Here is a 26,776-nt window from a genome sequence, read left to right on the forward strand (position 1 = left end):
TGTTCCGTGGCGGCTACTTGGCGTCTTCGGTACTGACAAGGTCGCGGCCCACGGTCTCCGGAGTGAAGAACGTGGTCACGAAGGAGATCAAGGCAAGCACCAGCGAGTAGATGGCCAGGACCCACCACGAGTGGTTGGTGGCAGCGAGCAGCACGGCACCCAGGAGCGGCGCCACGCCACCGGCAATGACGGCCGAGATTTCGCGGCTCATGGCAACACCGGTGAAACGGTACTGGGAGCCGAAGAGCTCCGGCAGGAGCGGGCACTGCGGGCCAAGCATTGACTGGACACCAATCGCGATGCCGACCGCCATGACAACCCACACGAGGGTCACGTTGCCCAGCGTCACCAGATAGAAGGCAGGAATGGCGATGAGCGCCTGGAACAAGGCACCGTAACGGTAGACGGGTACGCGGCCGAACTTGTCGGACAAGGCACCGAACGTGACCACCAGCACTGCGGCGAAGCCCGCAGCGATGAGCAGGCCTACCGGACCAATGGAGTTGTTGCCGGCAAAGACGCCCGCCGGCATGCTCATGAACGACACGAGCAGGGCGGAGTAGATGGAGGAGTTGCCGTTCTCGCCCATGCGCAGGCCGATGCCCACCAGCACGTTCTTCCTGGAGTGCTTCCAGAGAGCGCCGATCGGATTCTTGACCACGTTCTTGTGCTTCTCCAGCTCCTGGAAAGCCGGCGTTTCCTTCAGCTTGAGCCGGATGAACACTGCCACCACGATCAGGACGAAGCTGGCGAGGAACGGAACGCGCCACAGCCAGCCCTGGAGGACGGACTTGTCCGCCAAGGCGATGAGGGCGAAGGTACCGGCGCCCAGCAGCGTGCCCAGCTGAATGCCGACGAACGGCAGTGAAGCGAAGAAACCACGACGGCGGCGCGGGGCCACTTCCGAGATCAGGGTCGTAGCTCCTGCCTGCTCGGCTCCGGCACCGAGGCCCTGGACGATGCGCAAAGTGACCAACAGGATGGCGCCGAGCATTCCTGCCTGGTCAAACGTGGGCAAAAGCCCAATCGCGAAGCTTGCGGTTCCCATGAGCGCAATGGTCAGGATCAGGACCATCTTCCGCCCGAAGCGGTCCCCTATGTAGCCAAAGAGCAGGCCGCCGAAGGGCCTGGCCGCAAAGCCCACTCCGTACGTGGCGAACGAAGCGATCAAGGCACCGTCCGGACCCAATGGAGCGAAAAACAACGGCCCGAAGATCAGGGCCGAGGCCAGTCCGTAGATGTAGAAGTCGTAGTACTCCAAGGCGGAACCTACGGAACTGGCAAGGGTTGCCCTTCTCAGCTGGTCCGGCTCGACGACTGCGTCATCCGCCTCCGCTGCAGGCTTGGTATTGGTTCGAGTTGTCACTGGCACTCCCTCAAAATCACGACAGGCCCCCGTTGGCCCGGCGAGATAGCGACGGCATTACTGCATCAATCACTATGGTGAACAGCGTACAGTCTGATGAACGCACTGCCAAGGTTGTAATCAGATTTATTGCCTTCAGTACTTAGCCCATGGGGTTGCCGAGAGATCTGGCCAGCTCCTTGAGTTCCTTGACCATGAGCGCCCCTTGCTCCTCGGAGTACGTAGCCTTGAGCGCTGTGACCGACAGGCCAAGACTCGGACCGTGCGCACCGTGCGTAGGGACAGGCACCGCCAGGCAGACCACGCCCACCGTGGACTCTTCATCTTCGAAAGCGAAGCCCTGCTTGCGGATGGCAGTGATCTGGGCTTTCAGCTCTTCTGCGGTTCTCAGCGAGTTGGCTGTCATGACCGGCAGCTGCATGCCGTCCGGGAACATCGCCTCGATGTCGTGGTCATGAAGCTGCGCGACCAAGGCCTTGCCGACACTGCAGAGAGATACCGGCATTTTGTCGCCGATATTGGAGGTCAGGCGTACAGCCGGGTGACCCTCATAGCGGGCCAGATAAATGACGTGGTCGCCGTCGAGCATCGCGATCCGGACTGTTTCCCCGGAGAGGGTCGGAGCTTGTTCACAGTATTTATAGAACTCCTGGACCTCGTCCAGCCTGCTCAGGTAGGCCGCACCGAGTTCCACAAGCTTTCGGCCCAGGGCAAAGTCCGCGCCCTGCCGTGTGATCAGGCGCGCTTCCTCGAGGGCGAGCAAAAGATTGGAGGTGGACGACTTGGGAATTCCGAGCTCCCGCGACAAGTCGCTGAGCGTCAAGCGGCCTGTTGGCGACTCCGCCAATGCTTCGAGGACCGCGGCGGCCCGGGTCACAGCCGGAGCCGGCGATGATGTCCCAAGCCCTTCGGCCCGGGTTGTTCGGGAATCTGCCATGATTCTCCTTCGTCATTGAAACCGGCTGTTCATTCAGCTGAACACAAACCATCATAGTGGCATTTCGCCGGGCCAGTCAGCGCTGCTGCGTCTCCCGCACGACACACTGCAGCGCATCAGGCCCCGCGCTTTTCAAAATCCAAAAGTTCGCTGTATATTCATTTTCGAGCTCTCCACCGCGGCATCCCCCAATAGTCGTGGTGGAGAGCTCATCCAGTTTCCGACCGGCATCGAACCGGCGACGGTCAGGCGGCCACGGCTTCCTCTGCCCGCAGTTGCCAGCCGCCACCCATGCCATCCCCCACCAGCTCCCAGGTGGCCAGGGTGGAGCGCTGGTTATTTCCCAGCCGCACCTGCACTTGCAGAACCTCAACATCCACCCGGCCCTGGCCAGCCGGCATGCGCCTCGACTGTTCCCACCACGGAATCCGCTCGAACCAACGGACCGGAGTCACTGCAATCTGCCATTCCCTGCCGCCCCTGACAACAGCCTCCGGCACGTTCCCAGGTCCGTTGCGGAGAAATACGTGTTCCATGCATGGAACGGTAGGCGGTGGCACCGACATTGATGCCGGCGGCCGGCAGGGCCCGCTTCCCCACACAAAAAGCCCCGCCTTTCCGCAACAGGTGCGGAAGGGCGGGGCTTGGTTGGTGGGTCCTACCGGGATCGAACCGATGACATCCACGGTGTAAACGTGGCGCTCTACCAGCTGAGCTAAAGACCCAATTCCTGCAGTGCAGGGCGTTGGTGCTACCGGGGTTGTTTACCTTGGCGGCTCAACCAACGAACAATGACTTTACATCATGCGTCGGCTGAAACACCAATCGGGTTCACGGCACCTTGAAGATCGGGCAAATGCCGCGCCAGGTAATCGAGGGCGGCACTCACGCCCAGCTCGAGTTTCAAGTCGGCCAAACCGTCCCCGCGCGTTGTCCCTCTGTTGATGATGACCACCGGTTTGCGGGCCTTGGCTGCATGGCGGACGAACCGGAGACCACTCATGACGGTCAGGGATGAACCGGCCACCAGGAGTGCTCCGGCTTGGTCCACCATGGCATAGGACCGCTCCACCCGCGGCTTGGGTACGTTTTCCCCGAAGTACACGAAGTCCGGTTTAAGCGTGCCTCCGCAGGCAGGACATACCGCAACAACAAAGGACTTGATCAGAGCGGGATCCTCGACGGTCGCGTCAGCATCCGGAGCCATCTCCACAATGCCGGCCTCCAACGCGGCATCAACGAAGCCGGGGTTGAACTCCTCCAGGATTGCGGCCAGCAGCTTGCGCGACATGACGTGCCCGTTCTCCAAGCAGATCACCTGGTCGAAACGGCCATGGAGGTCCACGACGTTCCTGCTCCCGGCGTCCTCATGCAGGCGGTCCACATTCTGGGTGATAAGCCCCGTCAGGAGGCCCCGTTGCTCCATCGCGGCAATGGCCGCGTGACCGGCATTTGGATCCGCATGCCGCAAATGCGACCAACCCAGGTGGTTGCGGGCCCAGTACCGGCGACGGTTCGCCGCACTGTTGATGAACTCCTGGTATGTCATCGGATTCCTCGGTGCCGACCCGGGACCCCGGTAATCCGGAATCCCGGAATCCGTACTGAGTCCGGCGCCCGTGAGGACGGCCAAGGGCTTGCCGCGGAGAATCTCCACTGCCTGGTCCATGGCCTTTTGCTCGGCAGAACCCAAGGCGGGCAAAAGCCCGGCCGGTGCCATACTGGCGAAACCAGTCATACCGACGCCGGGCCGCTGGCCGCTCATGCCTGGATTCCCGCCAGATTGGAGAGGGCACGCAAGTAGTCTGTATGCTCCCGCGCCTGGCCACGGGGATTCACCACGGCAAACCGCACGATGCCGTGGGCATCGATGACGAAGGATCCCCGGCGGGCCATCCCAGTGGCCTCATCGAAAACGCCATACTCCCGGGCTACGGCTCCGTGCGGCCAGAAATCGGCCAAGAGATCGAAGTCGAAAATCTCCTGCGCGGCAAAAGCCCGCAGGGCGAACTTGCTGTCGACTGACAACGCCAGCACCACGGCGTCCAGTTCCTCGAATGCCGGGAGATGGTCCCTGACCGCCTGCAATTCGCTGGTGCAGATACCGGAGAACGCAAAGGGGTAAAAGATCATCACCACGTTGCGTCCGCGGAAAGCCGACAGCCGGACCGGCTCTCCGTACTGGTTGGACAACTCAAAGTCGGGCGCCTGCTGCCCCGGACGGGGAACCTGCGGATCTTCCCGCGATTGGTCTCCGTCAGTCACTTGTTTTTCTTTGCCACCAGCCGCGTGGCACTCCAGTCTTTGGAGACACCGGCAGACGTCGTCAGGTGCAGGCCGGATGTCGGGGCTGCGTCCTGGATGTCAGCGGGGGAAACATAGTTGTCGCGGCCCGACTTGGGTGTCAGCACCCAGACAACTCCGCCTTCTTTCAGGGTAGTGAGCGAATCCATCAAGGCATCGACCAGGTCGCCGTCGCCGTCGCGCCACCAGAAAATCACCGCGTCGACAACATCGTGGTCGTCTTCATCAAGCAGCTCGGAGCCCGTGACATCTTCAATGTCGTCACGCAAGTCGAAATCGACGTCGTCGTCGTAGCCGCGTTCCTGAATCAGATCCCCATCCTTGAAACCCAATCTTTCCGCCACATTTACCGATGTGGCGGCGTCGGCCTCGCTCACGTTTCCTCCTTTTGAAGTGACTTCCATTACTAACAGCCAACACCCTTTGGGCTTGTGCTTCAAGCCATTGTCCCCGCGATCCGCCATAATCCGCATCACCTGCGTGGTTTCAAAGCTGTGACAATCCGGTGTCCGGCGTCATGCAGCCTGCCGGGGTGTGACATACAACGCCCTTGAGGCGCCGCGGCTACGCATCGCAGGGCCGTCAAAGCTAGAGTGGCCATGAGCGCAATGGCTGCAGGGCGATCGCCCCGAGGAATTCTACTGGGCAGCCATGCGCTCACATGACCCGCCCGGCGCATCCGACCGGGCTGTTGAACTGAGATGTCGCACACGACGCGTTCATGCCGGGCAGTTACCCTGCCGGACCTGAGGCGCCGATGGATGCGCCAAAAGGAAGGTTGGACGTGGCTGCAGGAGAAGAGACCTCACACATCCTTAGTGGGTTGACTGCCCAGTTGCCTGATCGTGATCCGGAAGAGACGGCGGAGTGGATTGAGTCCCTGGATGCGTTGATCGCGGAGCAGGGTACGGAGCGGGCGCAGTTCATTATGCGTTCGTTGTTGCAGCGTGCCGGTGCCCGGAGCGTGGGTGTTCCGATGGTGACGACCACTGATTATGTGAACACGATCCCGGTGGACCAGGAAGCTGAGTTCCCGGGGAACGAGGAGTTCGAGCGCCGGTACCGGGCGTATATGCGGTGGAACGCGGCGGTGATGGTTCATCGTGCGCAGCGGTCTGATATTGGGGTGGGCGGGCATATTTCCACCTACGCGGGCGCGGCGACGTTGTACGAGGTCGGGTTCAATCATTTCTTCCGTGGCAAGGACCATCCTTCGGGCGGGGACCAGGTGTTCTTCCAGGGCCACGCGTCTCCGGGCATGTACGCGCGGGCGTTCATGGAAGGGCGCCTGTCCGAGGAGGATTTGGACGGGTTCCGGCAGGAGAAGTCCCGGGAAGGCCATGCCCTCTCGTCCTATCCGCATCCGCGCCTGATGCCGGGGTTCTGGGAGTTCCCGACCGTGTCGATGGGTATCGGCCCGATGAACGCGATCTACCAGGCCCAGTCCAACCGGTACCTGCACCACCGCGGGATCAAGGACACCAGTGATCAGCAGGTCTGGGCGTTCCTCGGTGACGGGGAAATGGACGAGCCCGAGTCCCGTGGCCTGTTGCAGCTGGCCGCGAACGAGAACCTGGACAACCTGAACTTCGTGATCAACTGCAACCTCCAGCGCCTGGACGGGCCGGTGCGCGGCAACGGCAAGATCATGCAGGAACTCGAGGCGTTCTTCCGCGGCGCGGGCTGGAACGTGATCAAGGTCGTCTGGGGCCGGGAATGGGACTCGCTGCTCGAAGCGGACCAGGACGGGGCGTTGGTGAAAATCATGAACGAAACCCCCGATGGCGATTACCAGACCTACAAGGCCGAATCCGGCGGGTTCGTCCGGGAACACTTCTTCGGCAAGTCCCCGCAGACCAAGGACATGGTCGCGGACCTGAGCGATGAGCAGATCTGGAACCTCAAACGCGGCGGCCATGACTACCGCAAGGTCTACGCCGCGTACAAGGCAGCGACCGAGTTCAAGGGCAAACCCACCGTCATCCTGGCCAAAACGGTCAAGGGCTACGGCCTGGGCCCGCACTTCGAGGGCCGCAACGCCACCCACCAGATGAAAAAACTCACCATGGAAGACCTCAAAGCCTTCCGTGACCACCTGCGCATCCCCATCACGGACGAACAACTCGACGCGGACCTCTACCGGCCCCCGTACTACCACCCCGGCATGGACGCCCCGGAAATCCAGTACCTCATGGAACGCCGCGCCGCCCTGGGCGGGTTCGTACCCGAACGCCGCAGCACCCACACCCCCGTAACCCTGCCCGAGGCCAAGTCCTACGACGTCGCCAAACGCGGGTCCGGGAAACAACAAGCCGCGACCACCATGGCCTTCGTGCGTTTGCTCAAGGACCTCATGCGGGACAAGAACTTCGGCCACCGCCTCGTCCCGGTCGTCCCGGACGAATCCCGCACCTTCGGCATGGACGCGTTCTTCCCGACCGCGAAAATCTACAACCCCAAAGGCCAGAACTACCTCTCCGTGGACCGCGACCTCGTCCTGGCCTACAAAGAATCCCCCGCCGGGCAACTGATCCACCCCGGCATCAACGAAGCCGGAGCCGTCGCAGCGTTCACCGCCGCCGGAACCTCCTACGCCACCCACGGCGAACCCCTGGTCCCGATCTACGTGTTCTACTCCATGTTCGGCTTCCAACGCACCGGCGATTCCTTCTGGGCCGCAGCCGACCAAATGACCCGCGGCTTCATCATCGGCGCCACCGCAGGACGAACCACCCTCACCGGCGAAGGCCTCCAACACGCCGACGGACACTCACCCCTGCTCGCCTCCACCAACCCCGCCGTGCGCACCTACGACCCCGCCTACGGCTACGAAATCGGCCACATCATCCGCCACGGCCTCGAAACCATGTACGGCGACGCTGACGCGCAAGGAACAAGAACAGCGTCGGATAAAAACGTGATGTTCTACCTCACCGTCTACAACGAACCCATCACCCAACCCGCCGAACCCGAAAACCTCGACATCAACGGGCTCCTCAAAGGCATCTACAAACTCGCCGACGCCCCCGAAGGCGACCCCAACCGGCCCACCGCGAACATCCTCGCCTCCGGCGTCTCCGTCCCCTGGGCCCTCGAAGCCCAACGGACCCTCGCCGAAGACTGGAACGTCGCCGCCACCATCTGGTCCGTGACCTCCTGGAACGAACTCCGACGCGACGGACTCGCCGCCGAAGAACACGCCTTCCTCAACCCCGGCCAACCAGCACCCACACCATTCATCACCGAACAACTCGCCGGCCACACCGGACCCGTCATCGCCGTCACCGACTACATGAAAGCCATCCCCGACCAAATCCGCCAATTCATCCCCAACGACTTCGCCACCCTCGGCGCCGACGGCTTCGGCTTCTCCGACACCCGCGCCGCCGCCCGCCGCTACTTCAAAAACGACACCCACTCCATCGTCACCAAAACCCTGCAACTGCTCGCCGCGAAGGGCGAAGTTGACGCAGATGCGGTGGAAAAGGCCATCGACAAGTACCGGCTCCTGGACGTGAATGCCGGCACCACCGGCGGAGCAGGCGGCGACGCCTAGCCTCCCCCGACCCAGCGGCGGCTTCCACCGGAAGGTGGGGGCCGCCGTCGGGCTTTAACGGGGTCTGGAAGCCTGCCGCCGGAGGGTGACCGGCGACATCACCAGTTGTAGCCTTCGCACAAATGGAGCTTGCCAACGAAGCGCCGTATGCTCGTCTCATGGCTGAGTCGACCAAGACCCCCGTCAAGCGCAAGACAGCAACCCCGGCATTGTCTCCCGAGAAAGCCGAAACCCTGCGCCAGCTCCGCGCCAACGTCGGCCAGCTGTCCACCACCACCATGCGGCAATTGGAAAAATCCCTCCCCTGGTACAGCCGGTTGAGCTCCGATGAAAGGTCTGCCCTGGGGCTGGTCGCCCAGAACGGCATCGCAGCCTTCGTCACCTGGTACGAGCGCCCCAGCTCACCCTCGTGGATCCTCACCGACGTCTTTGGCAACGCACCCACGGAGCTGACCCGGTCCATCAGCCTGCAAAAGGCCCTCCAGCTGATCCGGATCGTGGTGGAAGTGGTCGAAGACCAGGTGCCGGTGATTGCCCCGGAACCAGACCAGCCCTCGCTGCGGGAAGCAGTTCTCCGGTACTCGCGGGAAGTCGCCTTCGCCGCCGCTGACGTGTACGCCCGCGCTGCCGAATCCCGGGGGTCATGGGATACCCGCCTGGAGGCCCTGATCGTCGACGCCATCCTGCGCGGGGAAAATACCGATGCCCTCCGGTCGAGGATTGCCGCGCTCGGGTGGAAGGCACAGGAACGGTTCACCGTCATGGTGGGCAACTCCCCGTCGGAGCCAAGCGCCAGCTACGTCAGCGAACTCCGCCGGACCGCAGGACGGTTCGCCGAAGACGCCCTCGTGGGCATCCAGGGCGACCGGCTCATCCTGATCCTCGGCGGCGTCCAGGACCGTGACACGGCCTACGTTAAACTCAGCGAACTTTTCGCGCCGGGCGCCGTTGTCTACGGGCCGGAGGCCGGATCGCTTCTTGAGGCCAGCAGTTCCGCCCAGGCCGCTTTTGCCGGGCTCACCGCCGCACGGGCATGGCCGTCTGCTCCCCGGCCGGTCGCTGCCGACGATCTGCTGCCCGAGCGTGTCGTATCCGGCGACGACGCGGCCCGCAGGTCACTCATCAAGAACATCTACCGGCCCCTTCTCGCAGCCTCCAACGGGCTGGTGGAAACCTTGGGAACCTACTTGGAACTGGGGCATTCACTTGAAGCCACGGCACGTGAATTATTCGTCCACGCCAACACCGTGCGCTACCGTTTGAAGCGTGTTTGCGACGTGACAGGGTGGGATCCCCTGCTTCCGCGGGAAGCTTTCGTCCTCCAGACAGCCCTTGTGGTGGGTCGCTTGTCGGCTCCTCCGAAGACCTCTCCGGAGCGTCACGGATCGCGTTCACAGAACTGAACCGTTGTAGACTTCCTACAAACTGACCCAGTGAGCTTGGTGCACCAAAACACCAGAGGATCACGTGGCAATTTGGAAAGCTGGATACGTGCTTGCAATCGTCTGCCCTGGACAGGGCTCCCAGACCCCTGGATTTTTGGCCCCATGGCTGGAACTCCCCTCCGTCGAAGAACAATTGGCTGGCTTGAGCGAGATCGCAGGCATCGACCTCAAGGCCCACGGCACCACCTCCGACGAGGAAACCATCAAGGACACCGCAGTGGCCCAACCACTGATCGTTGCCGCAGGCCTCGTGGCCGCCTCGTCGCTGTTCGACGTCGAACTCAACACGCTTCCGGTGGTCCTTGCCGGCCATTCCGTTGGCGAGATCACGGCCTCGGCCCTGGCCGGTGTGCTGACGGATAAGGAAGCCATGACGTTCGTGCGTGAACGCGCCAACAGCATGGCCAAAGCAGCCGCCGTCACTCCAACCGGTATGAGCGCCGTGGTAGGCGGGGACCCCACTGAGGTCCTGGACGCCATCAAGGCCTCCGGCGCCACCCCGGCAAACGTCAACGGCGCAGGACAGACCGTTGCCGCCGGGACGTTCGAACAGCTCAAGAGCCTCGCGGAAAACCCGCCGGCCAAGGCACGGGTCATTCCCCTGAAAGTTGCGGGCGCCTTCCACACCGAACACATGGCACCGGCCGTCAGCGCGCTCGAGGCCCTCAAGCCCTCACTTTCCCCGCAGGACCCCACCGTTCCGCTGCTGTCCAACTTCGACGGCAAGGAAGTAACCACGGGAACGGCCGCCGTCGACAGCCTGATCGCCCAGGTCTCACGCCCGGTCCGCTGGGACCAGTGCATGGAGACCCTGGTTGCCCGCGGCGTGACCGGTGTCATTGAACTCGCTCCCGCAGGAACCCTCGCGGGACTGGCCAAGCGGGGGATGCCTGGAGTCAAGACGGTTGCCGTCAAAACGCCCGAAGACCTCACCGCCGCTCTGGCACTGTTTGCCGAACTGGAGGGACAGGCATGAGCACCCCGGTTCTGAAGCAGGCCCCCGTCAACGCGTACTCGCGGATCCACGGCATCGGCGCCTACCGTCCGGACATCACCGTAACGAACGAGGACGTCTGCCAGTGGATCGACTCCTCCGATGAATGGATCCGCCAGCGCACCGGCATCATCACGCGGCACCGTGCTGCCGCCGACGTCAGCGTGATCGACATGGCCGAGGGCGCAGCGCGCGAAGCCCTCCAGCAGGCCGGCATCGAGCCGTCGCAACTGGGCGGCGTCATCGTCTCCACGGTGACCCATCCGTACGCAACCCCCTCCGCTGCCGCGGCGCTTACCGATCGTCTGGGTGCGACGCCGGCTCCGGCCTTTGACATCTCGGCCGCCTGCGCCGGGTACTGCTACGGAGTTGCCCAGGCAGATGCCCTGGTGCGCTCAGGTGCTGCTGAATACGTCCTTGTTGTTGGCGCGGAGAAACTCTCCGATGTCATCGACAACCACGAACGCACCATCTCCTTCCTCCTGGGAGACGGCGCCGGCGCAGTGGTGGTCGGGCCTTCCGATACTCCAGGCATCGGCCCGTCCGTGTGGGGATCCGACGGCAGCAAGTGGGACGCCATCGGCATGACGCACTCCCTGGTGGACGTGAAGAACCTCGGAGAGTCCGCCCGCCACTCGGACGAAACCGACGACCCCGCCATCCTTTCCGCCGCCCAGGACGTCTGGCCTACCCTGCGGCAAGACGGCCAGACCGTGTTCCGGTGGGCGGTCTGGGAAATGGCAAAGGTTGCCCAGCAGGCACTGGACGCAGCAGGCATCCAGCCCACGGACCTGGCAGCCTTCGTTCCCCACCAGGCGAACATGCGCATCATCGATGAGATGGTCAAGAAGCTTCAGCTTCCCGAGTCCGTGGTGATCGGCCGCGACATCGCCCAGGCCGGAAATACCTCGGCAGCATCCATTCCGCTGGCAACCCACCGGCTGCTCCAGGAGAACCCCGGGCTCACCGGTGGACTCGCCCTGCAAATCGGTTTCGGCGCCGGACTGGTATTCGGCGCCCAGGTAGTCGTCCTTCCCTAGGGTCGGCACCGCAACAGACCTGGTAGACCCTGGCGGCCACCAGTCAACTGAATATGACTTACAAACCCAAGCCGTAATCCACGGTTTGTCCCCCTTTCCGGCAGCAGCCGGTCCAACAAGAAAAGGAGCCGATCATGGCTAGCAACGAAGAGATCCTGGCCGGCCTGGCTGAAATCGTCAACGAAGAGACCGGCCTGGCCACCGAAGCCGTCGAGCTGGACAAGTCCTTCACCGAGGACCTGGACATCGACTCCATCTCGATGATGACCATCGTGGTCAACGCCGAAGAGAAGTTCGGCGTGCGCATCCCGGACGAAGAGGTCAAGAACCTCAAGACCGTCGGTGACGCAGTGAGCTTCATCGCCAACGCCCAGGCCTAAGGCCTGATTTCCTGTGCCGGGCCAGGGTACTGACCCTGCGCCCGGCACAGCCGCACCACAGCCCAAAGATTTTCCGGCCGCGTCCTGGCTTTACCCGCAGGATGGACGGCTGATCCGACAGAGAGTGATCGAATGGCACGCAAAGTAGTCATAACCGGTCTGGGGGCCACCACTCCCATCGGCGGCGACGTACCCACCATGTGGCAGAACGCGCTGAAAGGGGTCTCAGGTGCCCACACACTCCACGACGAGTGGGTAACCAAGTACGACCTCCCCGTCCACTTTGCTGCACGGTGCTCGACGCCGGCTCTTGATGTCCTGAGCCGTGTTGAAGCCAAGCGCATGGACCCTTCCACGCAGTTTGGCGTTATCGCTGCCCGCGAAGCCTGGGCCGACGCCGGCATCGACAACATCGACCACGACCGCCTTGCCGTAGCTTTCGCCACCGGCATCGGCGGCGTCTGGACCCTCCTGGACGCCTGGGACACGCTCAAGGAAAAAGGTCCCCGCCGGGTCCTTCCCATGACCGTGCCCATGCTCATGCCCAACGGTGTGGCGGCCGCAGTCAGCCTTGACCTCGGCGCCCGCGCCGGCGCGCACACCCCTGTTTCCGCCTGTGCATCCGGCACCGAAGCCATGCACCTCGGCCTGGACCTGATTCGTTCCGGTAAGGCAGACGTAGTCATGTGCGGCGGGGCAGAGGCAGCCATTCACCCGATGCCCCTGGCAGCGTTCTCCTCCATGCAGGCACTCTCGCGCCGCAACGACGAACCCGAGCGCGCTTCCCGTCCGTACGACACCGATCGCGACGGCTTCGTGATGGGCGAAGGTGCGGGTGCGCTGGTACTCGAGGCCGAGGAACACGCCATTGCCCGCGGTGCCCGCATCTATGCCGAGCTTGCAGGTACTTCGGTCACGGCCGACGCCTACCACATCACGGCACCGGATCCCGAAGGCCTCGGCGCTACCCGCGCCCTGAAGGCGGCGATGTTCGACGGCCGCATCCAGGCAGCCGACGTGGTCCACGTCAACGCGCACGCCACGTCCACCCCCGTGGGCGACAAACCCGAGTACACGGCCCTCCGTGCTGCCCTCGGCTCGCACGTGGACAACGTGGCCGTGTCTGCCACCAAGTCGCAGATGGGCCACCTGCTTGGTGCCTCCGGGGCTGTGGAAGCAGTGCTGACGGTGCTTGCAGTTCACGAGCGGAAGGCACCGGTCACCATCAACCTGGAGAACCAGGACCCGGAGATTCCCCTCGACGTCGTTACGTCGGTCCGCGACCTCCCGGCCGGCGACATTGTGGCGTTGAGCAACTCCTTCGGCTTCGGTGGCCACAACGCGGTCATCGCTGTCCGCAGCATCTAGAAACACCAGCTCACGCAAAGCAGGGCCCCACCGCTGTTCACGGGTGGGGCCCTGCTTTTTTGCTATGGAAAGGGAAAGGTTCGCCGGTTACCCGACCTGATGCAGCCACCGGACCGGGGCGCCCTCTGCAGCGTGGCGGAAAGGCTCCAGCTCTTCATCCCAGGCTTCGCCCAAGGCAAGGGACAATTCGTGGTAGACAGCCGAAGGATCGCCCGCTCCTGACTCGTAGGCGTAACGGATCCGGTCTTCACTGACCATGATGTTCCCGTGGACATCCGTGACCGCATGGAAGATTCCGAGCTCCGGGGTGTGTGACCACCGGGCACCGTCCACGCCCTGGCTTGGTTCTTCAGTTACCTCATAGCGCAGATGGGCCCACCCACGCAAAGCAGACGCCAAAAGGGCGCCGGTGCCTGGGGCGCCGGTCCAGGACAACTCGGCGCGGAACATTCCCGGCGCGGCAGGTTGCGGGGTCCACTCAAGATCGGTCCGCTTGTCAACGACCGATCCAATGGCCCACTCCACGTGGGGGCACAGGGCCGTTGGGGCCGAGTGCACGAACAGGACACCGCGGGTTGTTGCAACAGACATTCCATCCTCCATAGCTGTAGGTACGTCTTCCCCAACGACCTCCACTGGATGGTTGTTTGCTGCCCCCTGCCATACGGCGTGGCTCCTGCAAACTATGAAGTTATGGACACCGGCTGCTCCGCACGCGAAGCATGGTGCTTTGATTGTTACACAGAACGAACCCTCAACCATACATTGAAGGTTCGGCCTTGGTGCTTACATTGTGCCGTACCAGTAACCTTTCCGCCAGTGCGGGCCACCGGACGTCATGTTCACGCCCTTGGATGGGCCTGCTGGTAACTCTTCCGTAGCCGCTCCACGGAGACATGGGTGTAGATCTGCGTGGTGGCAAGACTGCTGTGCCCCAGAATCTCCTGCACGGCACGCAGGTCCGCGCCACCGTCCAGCAAGTGCGTGGCGGCACTGTGCCGCAGGGCGTGCGGCCCCGTCGCAGCAGTGTCACCGAGCGCGTGGAGGACCTCTTCCACCACACTGCGCACCTGGCGCTGATCCACCCTCTTGCCACGGGCTCCGAGGAACAATGCAGGACCGCTGCCGGCTGTCACCACCGCGGGGCGTCCCCTCCTAAGCCAGTCGTCGACGGCGACCGCGGCCGGGACGCCGAAAGGCACGGTTCGTTCCTTGTTGCCTTTGCCGATGACGCGGAGGGTGCGCCGGTCGGGATCAAGGTCATCGATGTCCAGTCCGGCCAACTCTCCAACACGGATGCCCGTGGCATACAACAGTTCCACCATGGCCCGGTTCCGCACGGCGAGCGGGTTCCCGTCCTCGGCGGCGTCCTCGAGACTGCTGACGGCCCGGTTGACCTGTTGCTGTTGCAGCACGCCAGGCAGCGCTTTATCCCGCTTGGGGGCCTGTAAGCGGATTGCGGGGTCCACGGAGATCAGCTCCTCCCTCAGGGCCCACTTGGTGAACGAGCGTGCCGTAGCTGCGCGCCGCGCCAACGTGGACCGCGACACCCCCGCTTCGCTTTGTGCACCCAACCACCGGCGGAGCGTGCCAAGTTCAAGGTCCGGCAACTCCTTGTCGCCCTCCAGGGCAGCGAATTCAAGCAGGCTCCGGACGTCCGCGAGGTAGGCCCGGATGGTGTGTTCCGACCGGGCACGTTCCCCGGCAAGGTAGCGTCGGAACCCGTCCAGGTTTGCCTCGAATGGGTCTTGGGTGGATTCTCCGTCCATACTCCCAACTGTGCCAGCAATGGCTCCCCCTGTGCTGAATCAACATGCATGGCGAGGTCAGTTGCCTAGGCCTTCCTGGTTCTTTTCCAGGCACCCCGCTCCGAGGCCGCCAAACCTAGGAGTCCCAGGCGGCCCAAGCCGGCACGAACGGCATCGGGGCTTAATCCGGCCACCGCTGCCAGCTTCTCCACAGAGCTGGCGGAACGGAGCGGGAGCGCATCCAGCAGGATCAGGTCCTCCAGGGACAGGCCGTCGTGTTCCTGCGCACTGGCCGCCCGGTCCGCGGCAGGGGCCTCCCCGTTGCGACCGGCAAGTTCAGCGATCTCGCCAACGTCCGTGACGCAAACGGCGCCGCCATCCCGCAACAACCTGTGGCATCCTGCCGAGTTGGCACTGTGCACGGATCCAGGGACTGCGCCCACGATCCGCCCGATGGTTTCAGCATGGTGGGCGGTGTTGAGGGCGCCGGACCTCCATCGGGCTTCCACCACCACCGTCACGGACGCCATTGCCGCGATGATCCGGTTCCGTTGCAGGAACCGGTAACGCGTTGGCGCCGACCCGGGCGGCACCTCCGAGATCACTGCGCCCTGCTGGGCAACGGCGCGCAGGAGGTCTTCGTTCCCGGAGGGATAGAAGCGATCCACTCCCCCCGCCATGACAGCAATGGTGGGGGTGGCGGTCGCAGCGCCGCTGAGTGCCCCGCGGTGGGCGTGCGCATCTATGCCGTATGCCCCACCGGACACCACGGTGAACCCCCGCTGCGCCAGGCCGTAGGCGAGGTCACCGGTCACGGCTGCACCGTAGCTTGTGCTGTCCCTGGAGCCGACCAGGGACACGCAGTTCCGGAGTACCGGAAGGGGCTCGGCATGGCCGCGCCACCAAAGACACAGCGGTTCCTGGAGCCCGAGATCCTGCAGTTGCTTGGGCCATAGCTCATCTCCCGGCACCACCACCCGACCGCCAAGGCGCTTCATCGTGTCCAGGTCACGTTCCGGTGCAAGATCAGGGACGCGCGGGGACCAGCGGCGCTTGCTCGCTGCCAGCCCGGGCCACGACACCACGCCGCCCTCCTCCGCAAGCAGGGTACTTATCTCCTGTTCCAGGGCAGCTCCGGCATCCAACTCCCCCGAGGCAACCCCCAGGGCATCAACAGGACCCACGGCACGGACGAGAGCCAGTCCCGCCATGTCCTGGGGTTCCATCAGCCGCGCCAGCGCCGCTCTGGCAAGCCTCATCTTTTCCTGTGTTCCCAACGATCCCAATGCCGGTGCTCCTTTCATCATGCCTGTCATGCCGCAGCCGTGGCTTGCCGGAGGCCAAGTGCTTGTCCGATGTGATCGGGAGAGGGGGTGTCGCACTTTTCAAGGTCCGCAAGCGTCCACGCAAGCCGGAGGACGCGGTCGTAACCCCTGGCCGTGAGGATGCCCCGTTCCAGGGCAGTGTCAAGGATGCGGGTTGTGGCAGGGGGAAGCCTCAACGTGCCGCGAAGGATGCGCCCGGGGATCTGGCTGTTGGCCTCCAGCCCCAAGTCCTGCAACCGCTCCCTTTGCCTGCCCCTGGCTACCCGCACCCTGGCGGCGACCGTGGCAGTGTCTTCCCCGTCCCCTGCCTGCCCGAAGCCGGCCAGGGCCACGCGGTGGACCTGGAGCTGGATATCCACCCGGTCCAGCAAGGGCCCGGACATCCTGCCAAAGTAGCGCCTCCGCATGACGGGCGTACAAGTGCAGTCCATTCCCTTGCCGGCAGCCTTCCCGCACGGACACGGGTTGGCGGCAAGAACCAGCTGAAAGCGCGCAGGGTAGGCAGCGGTGCCGGCGGAGCGGTGGATGACCAACTCCCCGCTTTCCAATGGCTGCCGCAGGGCATCCAGGACCCGGCGCTCGTACTCCGGAGCCTCGTCCAGGAAGAGGACACCGCGGTGTGCCCTGGACGCCGCACCAGGACGGGGCAGACCTGAGCCGCCTCCGATGATGGCCGCAGCCGTGGCACTGTGGTGGGGACTCTCAAAGGGTGGCCGGCGGATCAGCTGCGCGGCAGAACCCCGGACCGACGCCAGGGAATGGATGGCTGTCACTTCCATGGATGCCTTGTCCCCCAGGTCCGGAAGCAGACCAGGCAGACGTTCGGCAAGCATCGTTTTGCCGGCTCCGGGAGGACCCGTCAACAACATGTGGTGGCCGCCGGCAGCGGCGACCTCCAGGGCACGCCTGGCCTCAGCTTGGCCGGCAACATCGCACAGGTCCGGTGCAGTACCCGTGGAGGGGCCGTCATCCCCGGGAACCGGCTCGGGCCCCGGGTTGTAGTCCAGTGCAAGATCCCTGGGATCGGCGCCAAACTCAAAGACAAGCCGGGCAAGAGTCTTGTAGCCCCGAACGTTGGCCCCCGGGACGAGGGCTGCCTCGGCAACGTTTGCCTCGGCGACGACGATGTCCTCGTGGCCGGCCTGGACGGCAGCCATCACCGCTGGAAGGATACCCCGGACCGGCCGCAGCCTTCCGTCCAGGCCCAGTTCGGCGATGAACACCGTGCCGCTGATGGAGCGGATATCCCCTGCGGCCCGGAGGACCGCCATGGTGATGGCCAGGTCAAAGCCCGACCCACGTTTGGGCAGCGACGCCGGTATGAGGTTGGCCGTGATCTTCCGGCGGCTCAGCGGTATGCCCGAGTTCAGGGCGGCCGACCGGATCCGTTCCTTGGCTTCGTTCAAGGCAGCATCCGGCAGGCCCAGGATGACGAAGGCGGGCAGGGTTTGCCCGATGTCTGCTTCGACTTCGACGATGTAGCCGTTGAGGCCCACCAGCGCCACACAGTAGCTCCGTCCGACGGCCATCACGCCACCGCCCGCAGGTGTTCAAGCCGGGGTTCACCAACGCCATCGTGGACGACACTGACGACATCTACCCTGATGGCCGGATCGATGGGGCCGTGGTCCCTGCACCAGGCGAAGGCCAGCCTCAGCAACCGGGCCAGTTTGTCCGGCCCCACGGCTTCGAAAGGATGACCGTAGTCAAGGGTGCGGCGGGTCTTCACCTCCACAATGACCACGGTTCCGCCATCAAGTGCAACGATGTCTATCTCACCGTCAGGGCACCGCCAGTTACGGTCCACGATGAGCATTCCCTGGTCTTCAAGGAATCCGGCCGCCGCTGCCTCCCCGGCACGGCCCAGAATGTCTTTGGCTCGCATGAGCACCACCTCCGGTTCCAGCCTTCACGGTGGAGGCTGGAACCGGCAGGGAGCAGGTGGGCTATGTGGGCAACCCTGTTTGTGGAGGAGGAGTCAACCCTAAGGAGGGCTAGTTGCCCAGGTCCCCGAGATCGCCGTCCTTGGGGAGGGCAAGGTCCTCGTTACGGGGCAGTTCCTCCACGTTGACGTCCTTGAAGGTGATGACCCGGACGTTTTTCACGAACCGCGCGGAACGGTAGACATCCCAAACCCAGGCATCTTGGAGCGTGAGGTCGAAATACACCTCTCCGTCGGCACTGCGGGCCTGGAGATCAACGTGGTTGGCAAGATAGAAACGCCTCTCGGTTTCCACCACGTAGCTGAAGAGACCAACGACGTCCCGGTATTCGCGGTAGAGCTGCAGCTCCATGTCGGTTTCATAGTTCTCAAGGTCCTCGGCGCTCATGGTTCCATCTTGCACCATCGGGACCCGCCCCGTGGGCAGGACTACATGAGATGCCAGCTGGTGCGGTGATACGGGCTTGGCCCCTGCAGCCGGAGGACCTCACGATGGGCCGCGGTGGCGTAGCCTTTGTTCTCGTTCCATCCGTAGTGCGGAGCCTCCGCATGGAGCTCCACCATGATCCTGTCCCGCGCTACTTTTGCCAGTACGCTGGCTGCAGCGACACTCAGGCAGCTCATGTCCGCCTTGACCCGGGTGTGCACCGGAGCGTCGCAGGCAGGCTCGCCGGAAGCAGTATCAAAGAGCGATGCCTGGACCTCGGGTGAGAGCCAGTTATGGCTTCCGTCCAGCAACACGGCGTCCGGCGTTACACCGCCCGCCAGAATGTCCACCCACGCCCGGGTACCTGCCAGGCGCAGCGCGGCAATGATGCCGATCCGGTCGATTTCCTGGGCCGAGGCATGACCGACGGCGCTGGCTATTGCCCAGTCCCGGACCAAGGGTTCCAGCCTGTCACGGTCCTCGGGTTTGAGCAGCTTGCTGTCGCGGACGTCGGCCAGCAGGCCGTGGTCCGCGAGGTCCACTACTGTAATTCCCACCGTTACCGGTCCGGCGAGGGCTCCCCTGCCCACCTCATCCACACCGGCGAGCAGCCGGACGCCGGAAGACAGGAAGGAGCGTTCAACGTCCAAGGTCGGGAAAACCGGACCAGTCTTCGCCTGGGGCTTGGCCTTGGTTTTCCCCTTGCCGCGGGACATGCCCGTTTCAGCAGCCGTGGCTGCTGGTGTTTTGGTGATGCCGGTTGCGCGGGCCATTATTTTCCTGATGTACCAGCGGGGACGTCCTTGAAGACATCCGGGTAGTTGTCCAGGACCGTCCAACGGTTGATGGGCCAGGCGATGACGGTGGCTTTGCCTTCGACGTCTTCAATGTTAATGAAACCACCGTTGACCTCTTGGTGCGCGCGGGAATCGGCGGAGTGGTTCCGGTTGTCGCCCATCACCCAGACCTTCCCTTCAGGGACCACGATGTCGAAAGGGCTGGGCTGCGGTACTTCCGCAGGGTTGATATAAGTCTCGTTCAACGGCACACCGTTGATGCTGACCCTACCGCCGGCATCGCAGCAGGACACCCTGTCGCCGGGCAGCCCGATGATGCGCTTGACCAAATGCTGCTCATTGTCGTCAGCCATGAGTCCGACGAATTCCAACGTGTCGCCAACCCAGTCCATGGGCCCGGCGGGCTTCTTCTCCACCGGTTCAAGCCAACCCTGGCTGTCCTTGAAGACCACCACGTCGCCGCGTTGCAGTTCGAAGGGGCCCGGTACCAGCAGGTTGATGAAAATCCGGTCGTATACGTCCAGGGTGTTTTCCATGGATTCGGACGGGATGTAGAAGGCGCGGAAGAGAAAGGTCTTCAGCAGGAATGACAGCACCAGCGCAATCGCCACCACGGTGGCAATCTCCTTCAGCCAAACGAGCGCCAGGTTCTGGCGCGGTTTGCCGTCCGTCCCGGTGGCTTCGGAACCGGCGTCGTGGCCCTTGGCTCCGTTGCCATCGGCCGCGCTGTCCGTTCCGTCCGAGAGCAGGGCGTCGTCATCGCGCCGCTCGGGATTCCCGGGAGCTCTGTCCGGCATTTAGTGTCCGTTCTTTGATGGTTCGGCCTGCACTGCGTGAGGCATCTCTGCAAATCTATCAAGCGGCCAGATGATCTGGACCGGTCTTCCGATGACACGCTCAACCGGGACCATGCCCCCGCCGGGCGCACCCAGCAGGCCACGGGAATCCGCGGATCGGGAGCGGTGGTCGCCCATCAGCCACAACCGGCCTGCCGGAACCACGACGTCGAACTTCTGCTTGCTCGGCTCGTCCCCCGGGTAGATATAGGGTTCCACCAACACCTGGCCGTTGACTGTAAGGTGCCCCGAGGGTTCGCAGCACGCCACGTGGTCGCCGGCCACCCCGATGACTCTTTTGACGTAGGTCGTATCGCTGCCTGTCAGCCCGAACCACTGTCCTGCTGCCGAGACTGCATCAACGAACGGTCCTTTGCCACTGTTCAGTGGTGCAAAGGAGCCGCGACCGTCAAACACCACAACATCGCCGCGGCGGATGGGTTCACTGCTGAAAGCGGTGCGCGAGACGAGGATACGGTCGCCCGTGCCGAGCAGGGGCTCCATGGACTCCGAGGGGATGTAGTACACGTCAACCCAGAGCGATCTCACCAGCCCGCTGATGGCTATGGCCAGGACAAGCGCCAGTACAACAAAACGCCAGCCCTGTTTCCGGGGCTGGCGTTCTGCAGTGTCCATGGTTCGTATCCTGTGTTGCGTTGCGGATTGCTCCGGAACTGGCCGGGCACGAATCCTGGACCCGTTGCTAAAGCTGGCGCTTAGTTGCCGAAGTCGCGCTTTTCCTTGATCTTCGCAGCCTTACCGCGCAGTGCACGCATGTAGTAAAGCTTGGCGCGGCGGACGTCACCCTTGGTAACGACCTCGATCTTGTCGATGATCGGGGAGTGCACCGGGAAGGTACGCTCAACGCCGACACCGAAGGAAACCTTGCGCACGGTGAAGGTTTCGCGAACGCCGTCGCCCTGGCGGCCCAGGACGAAGCCCTGGAATACCTGAACACGGGAGTTCTTGCCTTCGATGATGTTCACGTGGACCTTGAGGGTGTCACCCGCGCGGAACTCAGGAACATCGGTGCGCAGCGAAGCTGCATCTACGCTATCGAGGATATGCATTAATCCACTCCTGGTGAACGCCACAGGTCATTCACTTTGGGTTACGGCGGACAAGCCCGCCGGCCATGAAGGCCGACCGGAAATCTCCGCCGAAGATTCAAGGTGACCGGCGCCGCCGTGGTTGGCGTGGCCGGGTTGCCTGGCTGTTGGCTGAACTCCCCCTGTGGCAGGTGCCAGCCCAGCAGACACAAGGGTTAATTCTGCCACAGGCCCCTGCCTTCAGGCCAATTTCCCGCTCAGCCGCACCAGTCAGCCGCACCAGTACGACGGCGGTGCTCAGCTACTGCTTTCCGTCGCCGCCGGGACGGGCGCGAAGGCGGCCATCAACGACGTCGTACCCCAGGTCCGCGAAAGCGTTGCGGTCGGCGCGGCTCAAGCCGGTGGCATCGAAGCCGGTGAGCAGGTCCGGCCGGCGCTCGGCGGTCCTGCGGAACTGTTCGTGGCGGCGCCACTGGGCGATTTTCCCGTGGTTGCCACTGAGCAGGACCGGCGGAACCTCGTGGTCCCGCCAGGAGGACGGTTTGGTGTAGACCGGATACTCAAGCAGCCCGTCGGAGTGGGACTCTTCGATGAGCGACTCGGGATTTCCAACAACCCCCGGGAGAAGACGTCCGATGGCTTCAACCATGGCGAGCACCGCCACTTCCCCGCCGTTGAGCACATAATCTCCCAGACTCACGGGGCGGACGGTGAAATGTTCGCGGGCCCAATCAATGACGCGTTCGTCAATGCCTTCGTAGCGCCCGCAGGCGAACACCAACTGCTCCTCCTCTGCGAGCTCATAGGCCAGCGCCTGGTTGAACCGCTCCCCCGCCGGCGAGGGAACAATGAGGACGGGCTTGGCATCGGTATCCCCCATCACGGACTCCAGCGCCTGCGCCCATGGCTCAGGTTTCATGACCATGCCCGCGCCGCCGCCATAAGGAGTGTCGTCCACGGTCCGGTGCCTGTCAGTGGTGAAAGTGCGGAGATCGTGCACCTTCAGGTCCAGGATTCCGTCCTGGCGCGCCTTGCCGATAAGTGAGAGCTCCAGCGGAGCCAGGTACTCCGGGAAGATGCTGACGACGTCGATCCTCATTCAGGCATCGTCTCCATCGGACGTGCCGGCGTCGTCATCGTTAAGCTCAAAGAGCCCCGCGGGGGGAGTAATGAGGACGTAGCCGCCGTCCACATTGACCTCGGGGACGATTTCGTCCACAAACGGGATCAGGATCTCCTTGCCGCCGGGGGTTTCGACGACCAGCAGGTCCTGGGCCGGCATGGTGTTCAGGGCGGCAATCCTGCCTACCGCCTGGTTTCCTACCCGCGCCTCAAGGCCGACCAGCTCGTGCTCATACCAGCCTTCGTCGTCCACCTCGTCGAGGTCGTCGGTTTCGATGAACAGCTTGGCCCCGCGGATCAGTTCGGCGCCATTGCGGTCCGGCACTTCCTCGAAGCCCAGCAGGAGGATGTCCTTGTTCCACCGGGCGCTGCGGATGGTCAGGGGACCTGCCGTGGCCGGCTCCACCAAAAACTCTGTCCCGGCAACGAACCGCTCGGACGGAGCATCGGTGAGCACCTGGACTGTCACCTCGCCGCGGATACCGTGTGGTTTGCCGACCCGGGCCACCTGGAGCTGCATGGATTCCTCTGGATTCTTGTTGTGCCCCGTGCCGTGCCGGCGGGTGGGCGCTGATGGGATTCTTACTGGAGCTGATTGTCGAGAAAGCAGTCCGGCCCCTCCACCATATTCGGTGAAGGGGCCGGACCTAAGGCAAATGTTGCTGAGCGCGTTACCGGCGACGGTCGGTGTCGACGACGTCGACCCTGACCTGCTCGCCTCCAGCCAAGGCTGCAACCACAGTGCGCAAGGCACGGGCGGTGCGTCCCTGGCGGCCGATTACCCGGCCGAGGTCGTCCTGGTGAACCCGCACTTCGAGGGATTCCCCACGGCGGTTGTTCTTGGCACTGACCTTGACATCCTCAGGGCTGTCAACGATCCCACGGACCAGATGCTCGAGCGCTTCTGCCAGCAACTTACTCAGCCTCGGTGGTCTCTGCTTCAGCAGCTTCGGCCTCGGCGTCGTCCTTCTTGGCCTTCTTGGTGATGGCTTCCGGAATGATGACGGAACCCTTCTCCGGAGCCACGAAAGCTTCCTTCGGAGCCTTGGTCTTCAGGGTGCCTTCCTGGCCAGGCAGGCCCTTGAACTTCTGCCAGTCACCGGTGATCTTGAGGATCGCAGCAACCTGCTCGGTGGGCTGGGCGCCAACGGACAGCCAGTACTGGGCACGCTCGGAAGCGACCTCGATGTACGAGGGCTCCTCGGTCGGGTGGTACTTGCCGATTTCCTCGATGGCACGGCCGTCGCGCTTGGCGCGGGAGTCCATGACAACAATGCGGTAGTACGGTGCGCGCATCTTACCGAGGCGCTTAAGGCGAATCTTTACGGCCACTTTTGTGGTCACTCCTGTTTCTGAAACGGGGTTGAACCCGACGTTCTGCACCCGTGGGGCGGGCCATACTTGGGGGTTCGAAGGACAAGATACGAGCACGGAGAGAGGGGCCGCACCGATCGAGTACCTGTCCATTGTGCCAGATGGGCCGCACAATTACGACTTGGCCGGACTCCACCCCTGTGGACTTGGTCACGTCCACCTTCATGCGAGGGTCAGGACACCGACCAGACGTAAAGCCCGGCACGGTCCGCTTTCTCCACATCGGAGGCAAGGGCTGCCAGTTGCTGGACGTACCCTTTGGACTCGGCCGCCCCGAAAGGCATGTCTTCCTGCCCTGCCCAGGCCTCGGCGACGTCATCAAGGACATTGCCGTCACCTTCGCTTTCATACGTCAGCAATTCAGCCAACGCGCGAACCATCGCTTCGGGGACCCCAAGCAGGGCATCGCTGGTGACATCCACCAGGGCCAGCTCATAGTCGGCGCCGGCTGCGTGGACCGCCTGCCCGGCGAGGTCACCGAGTTGTTCAACCTCAAAGTCACTGATGCCGTCAATCCGGACAGCAGATCCGGCAACGCCGGCTCCGCCGTCGAGGGCGGCGGCCCGCTTGAGTGCTTCATCGTGGGTGGCTACAAAAATTTCGGCAAAGCCCATGGAAAGTCATCCCATTCCGTCGTGCTGACACGGCAGGGGCGCAGGACATGCCGGCCCCTGCTCCAACATTGCCCAGCCTAGTGCAGGCCGGGCCCCGCGACCGCCACCCGCAACTGGTTGCGCCACGGGTCCTCAAAACGAAGCTCCTTGCCTGTGTGGTGGCTGGACAGGCCCGCAACCTTCAGCCGGTCCGCCAACGCCAGGACGTGGTCGTCGCCAGGGACTTCAATCAGGACTTCACCCAGGCCCAGCGTGTCCCGGCGCGGCCCGGCACCGCGGCTGTTCCAGACATTCATGGCCATGTGGTGGTGGTAGCCGCCCGCCGAGACGAACAAGGCCTGGCCGTGCCAGCCGGCGGTCCGCTCGAACCCCAGAGTGTCCACGTAGAACTTTTGCGCCGTCGCAACGTCGCCTACCTGAAGGTGGACATGCCCGACGCCGGCACCGGCCCGGGCCTGGCCCGTCACCGCCTCTTCGCTCAGGTACTGCTGAAGGTAGGCCTGCGGCGGCAGGGCAACGTTGTCCATGACCACGTTCTTTCCGTCCCACTGCCACACGCTCCGGGGCTTGTCGTAATACAACTCGATGCCATTGCCTTCGGGATCGGTGAAGTAGAACGCCTCGCTGACCAGGTGGTCGGCACTGCCGACGAAGGCACGGGGCTCGTATTGCGCGGCAGTGGCAATGGTCGCGGCCAGGGCGGGCTGGTCTTCGAACAGGATCGCAGTATGGAAGAGGCCGGCCTCGCCCCTGCCGGGAATCTGCAGGCCTGCGGCCGGAGCCAGGTGGACTACGGGCTTGCCGAGGCGGCCCAGGTACAGCCCGCCGTCCTGTTCCGCGACCACCTGCAACCCCAAGGCGCGCTGGTAGTAGTCGCTCATGAGCTTCATGTCGCCCACTTTGAGCATGACAGTGCCCATGGAGAGATCGGCAGGCAGCAGGTCCTGGCTGGATGAAGTGGTCATGTGAAGCTCCCGGTGATCAAGCTGGCCGCTTTTCGGCTCGTTCTACCTCTCTAAATTACTTGAAGCTTCAATTTATTCCCAGCGGAGGACGTTGCCCCTTAAGACCACGTGGCTCAACCGGTGGACGGTGGCAAGCTCCTGACGGGGATCCGCGCGGCACACCACCACATCGGCAGGTGCCCCCTCGCTGATTCCTTCCGTCCCCAACCATGCCCTGGCACCCCACGTGGCGGCATTCAGCACCGCGGCAGGCGGCAGGCCGGCGTCGTGCAGTTCCTGCATCTCGTCGGCGATCCGGCCATGCTTGATGACGCTGCCGGCGTCAGTGCCGGCATAAATGGAAACGCCGGCCTCATAGGCTTCAAAAACCCGCTCGCGCCGGCGTTCCCACAGGCTGGTCATGTGCTGCGCGTAGTCGGGAAACTTTGGCTTGGCCTGCGCCGCGATGTCGGGAAAGGTGGCAATGTTGACCAGGGTGGGAACGATCGGAACATCCTGTTCCACGAGGCGCGGAATGTGCCGCGGCAGCAACCCGGTGACATGCTCTATGCAGTCGATTCCGCCGTCCAGCATGTGGTCGATGGTCTGTTCCGCGAAGCAATGCGCGGTAACCCGGGCGCCTTCGTCATGCGCGGCGGCTATGGCTTCCTTGACGACCCCGGCTGGAAATGACGCGGTCAAGTCCCCCACTCCCCTGTCAATCCAGTCGCCCACCAGCTTGACCCAGCCATCGCCGTCGCGCGCTTCCTTCCGGACGGTCTCCACCAGTTCATCCGGCTCCACTTCGTGGCCCAGCCCCCGCAGGTACCGCTTGCTGCGGGCAATGTGCCGGCCGGCCCGGATGAGGTGCGGAAGGTCCTCCCTTTGCTGGACCCAGCGGGTATTACCGGGCGAACCGGCGTCGCGGATCAGCAGCGTTCCGGCGTTCCGGTCCGCCATGGCCTGGGCGAGCGTGGTCTCCTCATCCACCGCACCGCCGGGCCCCAGCCCGATGTGGCAATGCGCGTCGACGAAGCCCGGCAGCACCCATCCGGCAAGCACTCTGTCCGGCGGCGTTGCGGGACGTTCAAAAGTCAGCTTTCCGTCAACTGACCACAATCCCCGGCGTTCGTCATCGGCTGCAACCAGCACCGGACCGCTGAATTCAATGATGTTGGCCATGGCAGAAGCCTAGTGCGACGAACCCC

29 protein-coding genes and 1 tRNA gene are annotated in these 26,776 nt (G+C 63.7%); 6 read left to right on the forward strand and 24 right to left on the reverse strand.

The window, feature by feature from the left end; genetic code table 11:
• Positions 1-13: 13 nt before the first annotated feature.
• The 7 genes from ACPFL9_RS12425 to ACPFL9_RS12455 all read right to left on the reverse strand — a co-directional run bounded on the left by ACPFL9_RS12425 (position 14) and on the right by ACPFL9_RS12455 (position 4,984).
• Complete coding sequence (locus ACPFL9_RS12425) at positions 14-1,372, reverse strand: MFS transporter (RefSeq protein ID WP_426002997.1); 1,359 nt, start codon at positions 1,370-1,372, stop codon at positions 14-16.
• Positions 1,373-1,508: 136 nt separating this feature from the next.
• Positions 1,509-2,303 (reverse strand): IclR family transcriptional regulator, encoded by a 795-nt coding sequence (locus ACPFL9_RS12430; RefSeq protein ID WP_426002998.1) that lies wholly within the window; start codon positions 2,301-2,303, stop codon positions 1,509-1,511.
• Between the two features lie 245 nt (positions 2,304-2,548).
• Entirely contained in the window at positions 2,549-2,839 is a 291-nt protein-coding gene (locus ACPFL9_RS12435) for a hypothetical protein (RefSeq protein WP_426002999.1), read from the reverse strand.
• Between the two features lie 113 nt (positions 2,840-2,952).
• Positions 2,953-3,028 (reverse strand) — tRNA-Val (locus tag ACPFL9_RS12440).
• Positions 3,029-3,105: 77 nt separating this feature from the next.
• A complete protein-coding gene (locus ACPFL9_RS12445; protein WP_426003000.1) occupies positions 3,106-4,068 on the reverse strand; it encodes an NAD-dependent protein deacetylase in 963 nt (320 codons plus the stop codon).
• Entirely contained in the window at positions 4,065-4,568 is a 504-nt protein-coding gene (locus ACPFL9_RS12450) for a peroxiredoxin (protein ID WP_426003001.1), read from the reverse strand. Before ACPFL9_RS12450 ends, ACPFL9_RS12445 begins: the two co-directional genes overlap by 4 nt.
• Positions 4,565-4,984 (reverse strand): DUF3052 domain-containing protein, encoded by a 420-nt coding sequence (locus ACPFL9_RS12455; protein ID WP_364157971.1) that lies wholly within the window; start codon positions 4,982-4,984, stop codon positions 4,565-4,567. Before ACPFL9_RS12455 ends, ACPFL9_RS12450 begins: the two co-directional genes overlap by 4 nt.
• Positions 4,985-5,364: 380 nt before the next feature.
• Between ACPFL9_RS12455 and aceE the strand changes: the two genes are divergently transcribed.
• From aceE to ACPFL9_RS12485, 6 genes are all read left to right on the forward strand, one after another.
• The gene (aceE, locus tag ACPFL9_RS12460; RefSeq protein ID WP_426003003.1) at positions 5,365-8,163 is read left to right on the forward strand and encodes a pyruvate dehydrogenase (acetyl-transferring), homodimeric type; all 2,799 of its coding nucleotides are present in this window, start codon (positions 5,365-5,367) and stop codon (positions 8,161-8,163) included.
• A 158-nt stretch (positions 8,164-8,321) separates the two neighbouring features.
• Positions 8,322-9,566, forward strand: a complete 1,245-nt coding sequence (locus ACPFL9_RS12465) for a PucR family transcriptional regulator (protein ID WP_426003004.1) — start codon at positions 8,322-8,324, stop codon at positions 9,564-9,566.
• A gap of 88 nt (positions 9,567-9,654) precedes the next feature.
• Positions 9,655-10,584 carry an ACP S-malonyltransferase gene (locus ACPFL9_RS12470; protein ID WP_426007554.1) on the forward strand — a complete coding sequence of 310 codons (930 nt, stop codon included), beginning with the start codon at positions 9,655-9,657 and terminating at the stop codon, positions 10,582-10,584.
• A complete protein-coding gene (locus ACPFL9_RS12475; protein ID WP_426003006.1) occupies positions 10,581-11,642 on the forward strand; it encodes a beta-ketoacyl-ACP synthase III in 1,062 nt (353 codons plus the stop codon). Before ACPFL9_RS12470 ends, ACPFL9_RS12475 begins: the two co-directional genes overlap by 4 nt.
• Positions 11,643-11,776: 134 nt before the next feature.
• Positions 11,777-12,022, forward strand: a complete 246-nt coding sequence (locus ACPFL9_RS12480) for an acyl carrier protein (RefSeq protein WP_011692310.1) — start codon at positions 11,777-11,779, stop codon at positions 12,020-12,022.
• 132 nt (positions 12,023-12,154) lie between these two features.
• Complete coding sequence (locus tag ACPFL9_RS12485; protein WP_426003009.1) at positions 12,155-13,390, forward strand: beta-ketoacyl-[acyl-carrier-protein] synthase family protein; 1,236 nt, start codon at positions 12,155-12,157, stop codon at positions 13,388-13,390.
• 87 nt (positions 13,391-13,477) lie between these two features.
• Here the strand turns inward: ACPFL9_RS12485 and ACPFL9_RS12490 are convergent, their stop codons facing one another.
• The 17 genes from ACPFL9_RS12490 to ACPFL9_RS12570 all read right to left on the reverse strand — a co-directional run bounded on the left by ACPFL9_RS12490 (position 13,478) and on the right by ACPFL9_RS12570 (position 26,750).
• A complete protein-coding gene (locus tag ACPFL9_RS12490; protein WP_426003010.1) occupies positions 13,478-13,981 on the reverse strand; it encodes a DUF3145 domain-containing protein in 504 nt (167 codons plus the stop codon).
• Between the two features lie 251 nt (positions 13,982-14,232).
• Complete coding sequence (locus ACPFL9_RS12495; protein WP_426003011.1) at positions 14,233-15,159, reverse strand: tyrosine recombinase XerC; 927 nt, start codon at positions 15,157-15,159, stop codon at positions 14,233-14,235.
• Between the two features lie 65 nt (positions 15,160-15,224).
• Positions 15,225-16,397, reverse strand: coding sequence for a DNA-processing protein DprA (gene dprA / locus ACPFL9_RS12500; protein WP_426003013.1), 1,173 nt, complete (start codon positions 16,395-16,397; stop codon positions 15,225-15,227).
• Between the two features lie 53 nt (positions 16,398-16,450).
• Entirely contained in the window at positions 16,451-17,992 is a 1,542-nt protein-coding gene (locus tag ACPFL9_RS12505) for a YifB family Mg chelatase-like AAA ATPase (protein ID WP_426007555.1), read from the reverse strand.
• Positions 17,992-18,357: a YraN family protein gene (locus ACPFL9_RS12510; RefSeq protein ID WP_426003015.1), complete on the reverse strand. Its 366-nt coding sequence runs from the start codon at positions 18,355-18,357 to the stop codon at positions 17,992-17,994. The genes ACPFL9_RS12505 and ACPFL9_RS12510 overlap by 1 nt, the downstream gene beginning before the upstream one ends.
• 100 nt (positions 18,358-18,457) lie before the next feature.
• Positions 18,458-18,793 carry a DUF2469 domain-containing protein gene (locus tag ACPFL9_RS12515; protein ID WP_021470793.1) on the reverse strand — a complete coding sequence of 112 codons (336 nt, stop codon included), beginning with the start codon at positions 18,791-18,793 and terminating at the stop codon, positions 18,458-18,460.
• A 41-nt stretch (positions 18,794-18,834) separates the two neighbouring features.
• Positions 18,835-19,548, reverse strand: a complete 714-nt coding sequence (locus ACPFL9_RS12520; RefSeq protein WP_426007557.1) for a ribonuclease HII — start codon at positions 19,546-19,548, stop codon at positions 18,835-18,837.
• Between the two features lie 56 nt (positions 19,549-19,604).
• Positions 19,605-20,426 carry a signal peptidase I gene (lepB, locus tag ACPFL9_RS12525; protein WP_426003017.1) on the reverse strand — a complete coding sequence of 274 codons (822 nt, stop codon included), beginning with the start codon at positions 20,424-20,426 and terminating at the stop codon, positions 19,605-19,607.
• Positions 20,427-21,101, reverse strand: a complete 675-nt coding sequence (lepB, locus tag ACPFL9_RS12530) for a signal peptidase I (RefSeq protein WP_426003018.1) — start codon at positions 21,099-21,101, stop codon at positions 20,427-20,429.
• A gap of 80 nt (positions 21,102-21,181) precedes the next feature.
• A complete protein-coding gene (rplS, locus tag ACPFL9_RS12535; protein ID WP_426003020.1) occupies positions 21,182-21,535 on the reverse strand; it encodes a 50S ribosomal protein L19 in 354 nt (117 codons plus the stop codon).
• Between the two features lie 280 nt (positions 21,536-21,815).
• Complete coding sequence (gene trmD / locus ACPFL9_RS12540; protein ID WP_426003022.1) at positions 21,816-22,613, reverse strand: tRNA (guanosine(37)-N1)-methyltransferase TrmD; 798 nt, start codon at positions 22,611-22,613, stop codon at positions 21,816-21,818.
• Positions 22,614-23,156, reverse strand: a complete 543-nt coding sequence (gene rimM, locus ACPFL9_RS12545; protein WP_426003023.1) for a ribosome maturation factor RimM — start codon at positions 23,154-23,156, stop codon at positions 22,614-22,616. It abuts the gene before it with no gap.
• Positions 23,157-23,307: 151 nt separating this feature from the next.
• Positions 23,308-23,550, reverse strand: coding sequence for an RNA-binding protein (locus tag ACPFL9_RS12550; protein WP_207614856.1), 243 nt, complete (start codon positions 23,548-23,550; stop codon positions 23,308-23,310).
• A 1-nt stretch (position 23,551) separates the two neighbouring features.
• Complete coding sequence (gene rpsP / locus ACPFL9_RS12555) at positions 23,552-23,968, reverse strand: 30S ribosomal protein S16 (RefSeq protein ID WP_426003024.1); 417 nt, start codon at positions 23,966-23,968, stop codon at positions 23,552-23,554.
• Positions 23,969-24,183: 215 nt separating this feature from the next.
• Complete coding sequence (locus ACPFL9_RS12560) at positions 24,184-24,624, reverse strand: hypothetical protein (protein WP_426003025.1); 441 nt, start codon at positions 24,622-24,624, stop codon at positions 24,184-24,186.
• Positions 24,625-24,701: 77 nt separating this feature from the next.
• A complete protein-coding gene (locus tag ACPFL9_RS12565) occupies positions 24,702-25,589 on the reverse strand; it encodes a VOC family protein (RefSeq protein ID WP_426003026.1) in 888 nt (295 codons plus the stop codon).
• Between the two features lie 72 nt (positions 25,590-25,661).
• The gene (locus tag ACPFL9_RS12570; RefSeq protein ID WP_426003027.1) at positions 25,662-26,750 is read right to left on the reverse strand and encodes an amidohydrolase family protein; all 1,089 of its coding nucleotides are present in this window, start codon (positions 26,748-26,750) and stop codon (positions 25,662-25,664) included.
• Positions 26,751-26,776 lie beyond the last annotated feature (26 nt).

The sequence above is a fragment of the Paenarthrobacter sp. NyZ202 genome (assembly GCF_049860755.1).
Taxonomy (GTDB): Bacteria; Actinomycetota; Actinomycetes; order Actinomycetales; family Micrococcaceae; genus Arthrobacter.

What these genes read in the sequence shown, in the direction of transcription:
- ACPFL9_RS12485 (WP_426003009.1), top strand. Translation starts at nt 12,155, where the DNA reads ATGGCACGCAAAGTAGTCATAACCGGTCTGGGGGCCACCACTCCCATC.
- ACPFL9_RS12520 (WP_426007557.1), bottom strand. Translation starts at nt 19,548, where the DNA reads ATGTCCCGCGGCAAGGGGAAAACCAAGGCCAAGCCCCAGGCGAAGACT.
- ACPFL9_RS12490 (WP_426003010.1), bottom strand. Translation starts at nt 13,981, where the DNA reads ATGTCTGTTGCAACAACCCGCGGTGTCCTGTTCGTGCACTCGGCCCCA.
- aceE (WP_426003003.1), top strand. Translation starts at nt 5,365, where the DNA reads ATGGATGCGCCAAAAGGAAGGTTGGACGTGGCTGCAGGAGAAGAGACC.
- dprA (WP_426003013.1), bottom strand. Translation starts at nt 16,397, where the DNA reads ATGAGGCTTGCCAGAGCGGCGCTGGCGCGGCTGATGGAACCCCAGGAC.
- ACPFL9_RS12505 (WP_426007555.1), bottom strand. Translation starts at nt 17,992, where the DNA reads ATGGCCGTCGGACGGAGCTACTGTGTGGCGCTGGTGGGCCTCAACGGC.
- ACPFL9_RS12445 (WP_426003000.1), bottom strand. Translation starts at nt 4,068, where the DNA reads ATGAGCGGCCAGCGGCCCGGCGTCGGTATGACTGGTTTCGCCAGTATG.
- ACPFL9_RS12435 (WP_426002999.1), bottom strand. Translation starts at nt 2,839, where the DNA reads ATGGAACACGTATTTCTCCGCAACGGACCTGGGAACGTGCCGGAGGCT.
- lepB (WP_426003017.1), bottom strand. Translation starts at nt 20,426, where the DNA reads ATGCCGGACAGAGCTCCCGGGAATCCCGAGCGGCGCGATGACGACGCC.
- ACPFL9_RS12465 (WP_426003004.1), top strand. Translation starts at nt 8,322, where the DNA reads ATGGCTGAGTCGACCAAGACCCCCGTCAAGCGCAAGACAGCAACCCCG.
- lepB (WP_426003018.1), bottom strand. Translation starts at nt 21,101, where the DNA reads ATGGACACTGCAGAACGCCAGCCCCGGAAACAGGGCTGGCGTTTTGTT.
- ACPFL9_RS12515 (WP_021470793.1), bottom strand. Translation starts at nt 18,793, where the DNA reads ATGAGCGCCGAGGACCTTGAGAACTATGAAACCGACATGGAGCTGCAG.
- rplS (WP_426003020.1), bottom strand. Translation starts at nt 21,535, where the DNA reads ATGCATATCCTCGATAGCGTAGATGCAGCTTCGCTGCGCACCGATGTT.
- ACPFL9_RS12475 (WP_426003006.1), top strand. Translation starts at nt 10,581, where the DNA reads ATGAGCACCCCGGTTCTGAAGCAGGCCCCCGTCAACGCGTACTCGCGG.
- ACPFL9_RS12480 (WP_011692310.1), top strand. Translation starts at nt 11,777, where the DNA reads ATGGCTAGCAACGAAGAGATCCTGGCCGGCCTGGCTGAAATCGTCAAC.
- ACPFL9_RS12560 (WP_426003025.1), bottom strand. Translation starts at nt 24,624, where the DNA reads ATGGGCTTTGCCGAAATTTTTGTAGCCACCCACGATGAAGCACTCAAG.
- trmD (WP_426003022.1), bottom strand. Translation starts at nt 22,613, where the DNA reads ATGAGGATCGACGTCGTCAGCATCTTCCCGGAGTACCTGGCTCCGCTG.
- ACPFL9_RS12570 (WP_426003027.1), bottom strand. Translation starts at nt 26,750, where the DNA reads ATGGCCAACATCATTGAATTCAGCGGTCCGGTGCTGGTTGCAGCCGAT.
- ACPFL9_RS12565 (WP_426003026.1), bottom strand. Translation starts at nt 25,589, where the DNA reads ATGACCACTTCATCCAGCCAGGACCTGCTGCCTGCCGATCTCTCCATG.
- ACPFL9_RS12430 (WP_426002998.1), bottom strand. Translation starts at nt 2,303, where the DNA reads ATGGCAGATTCCCGAACAACCCGGGCCGAAGGGCTTGGGACATCATCG.
- ACPFL9_RS12495 (WP_426003011.1), bottom strand. Translation starts at nt 15,159, where the DNA reads ATGGACGGAGAATCCACCCAAGACCCATTCGAGGCAAACCTGGACGGG.
- rimM (WP_426003023.1), bottom strand. Translation starts at nt 23,156, where the DNA reads ATGCAGCTCCAGGTGGCCCGGGTCGGCAAACCACACGGTATCCGCGGC.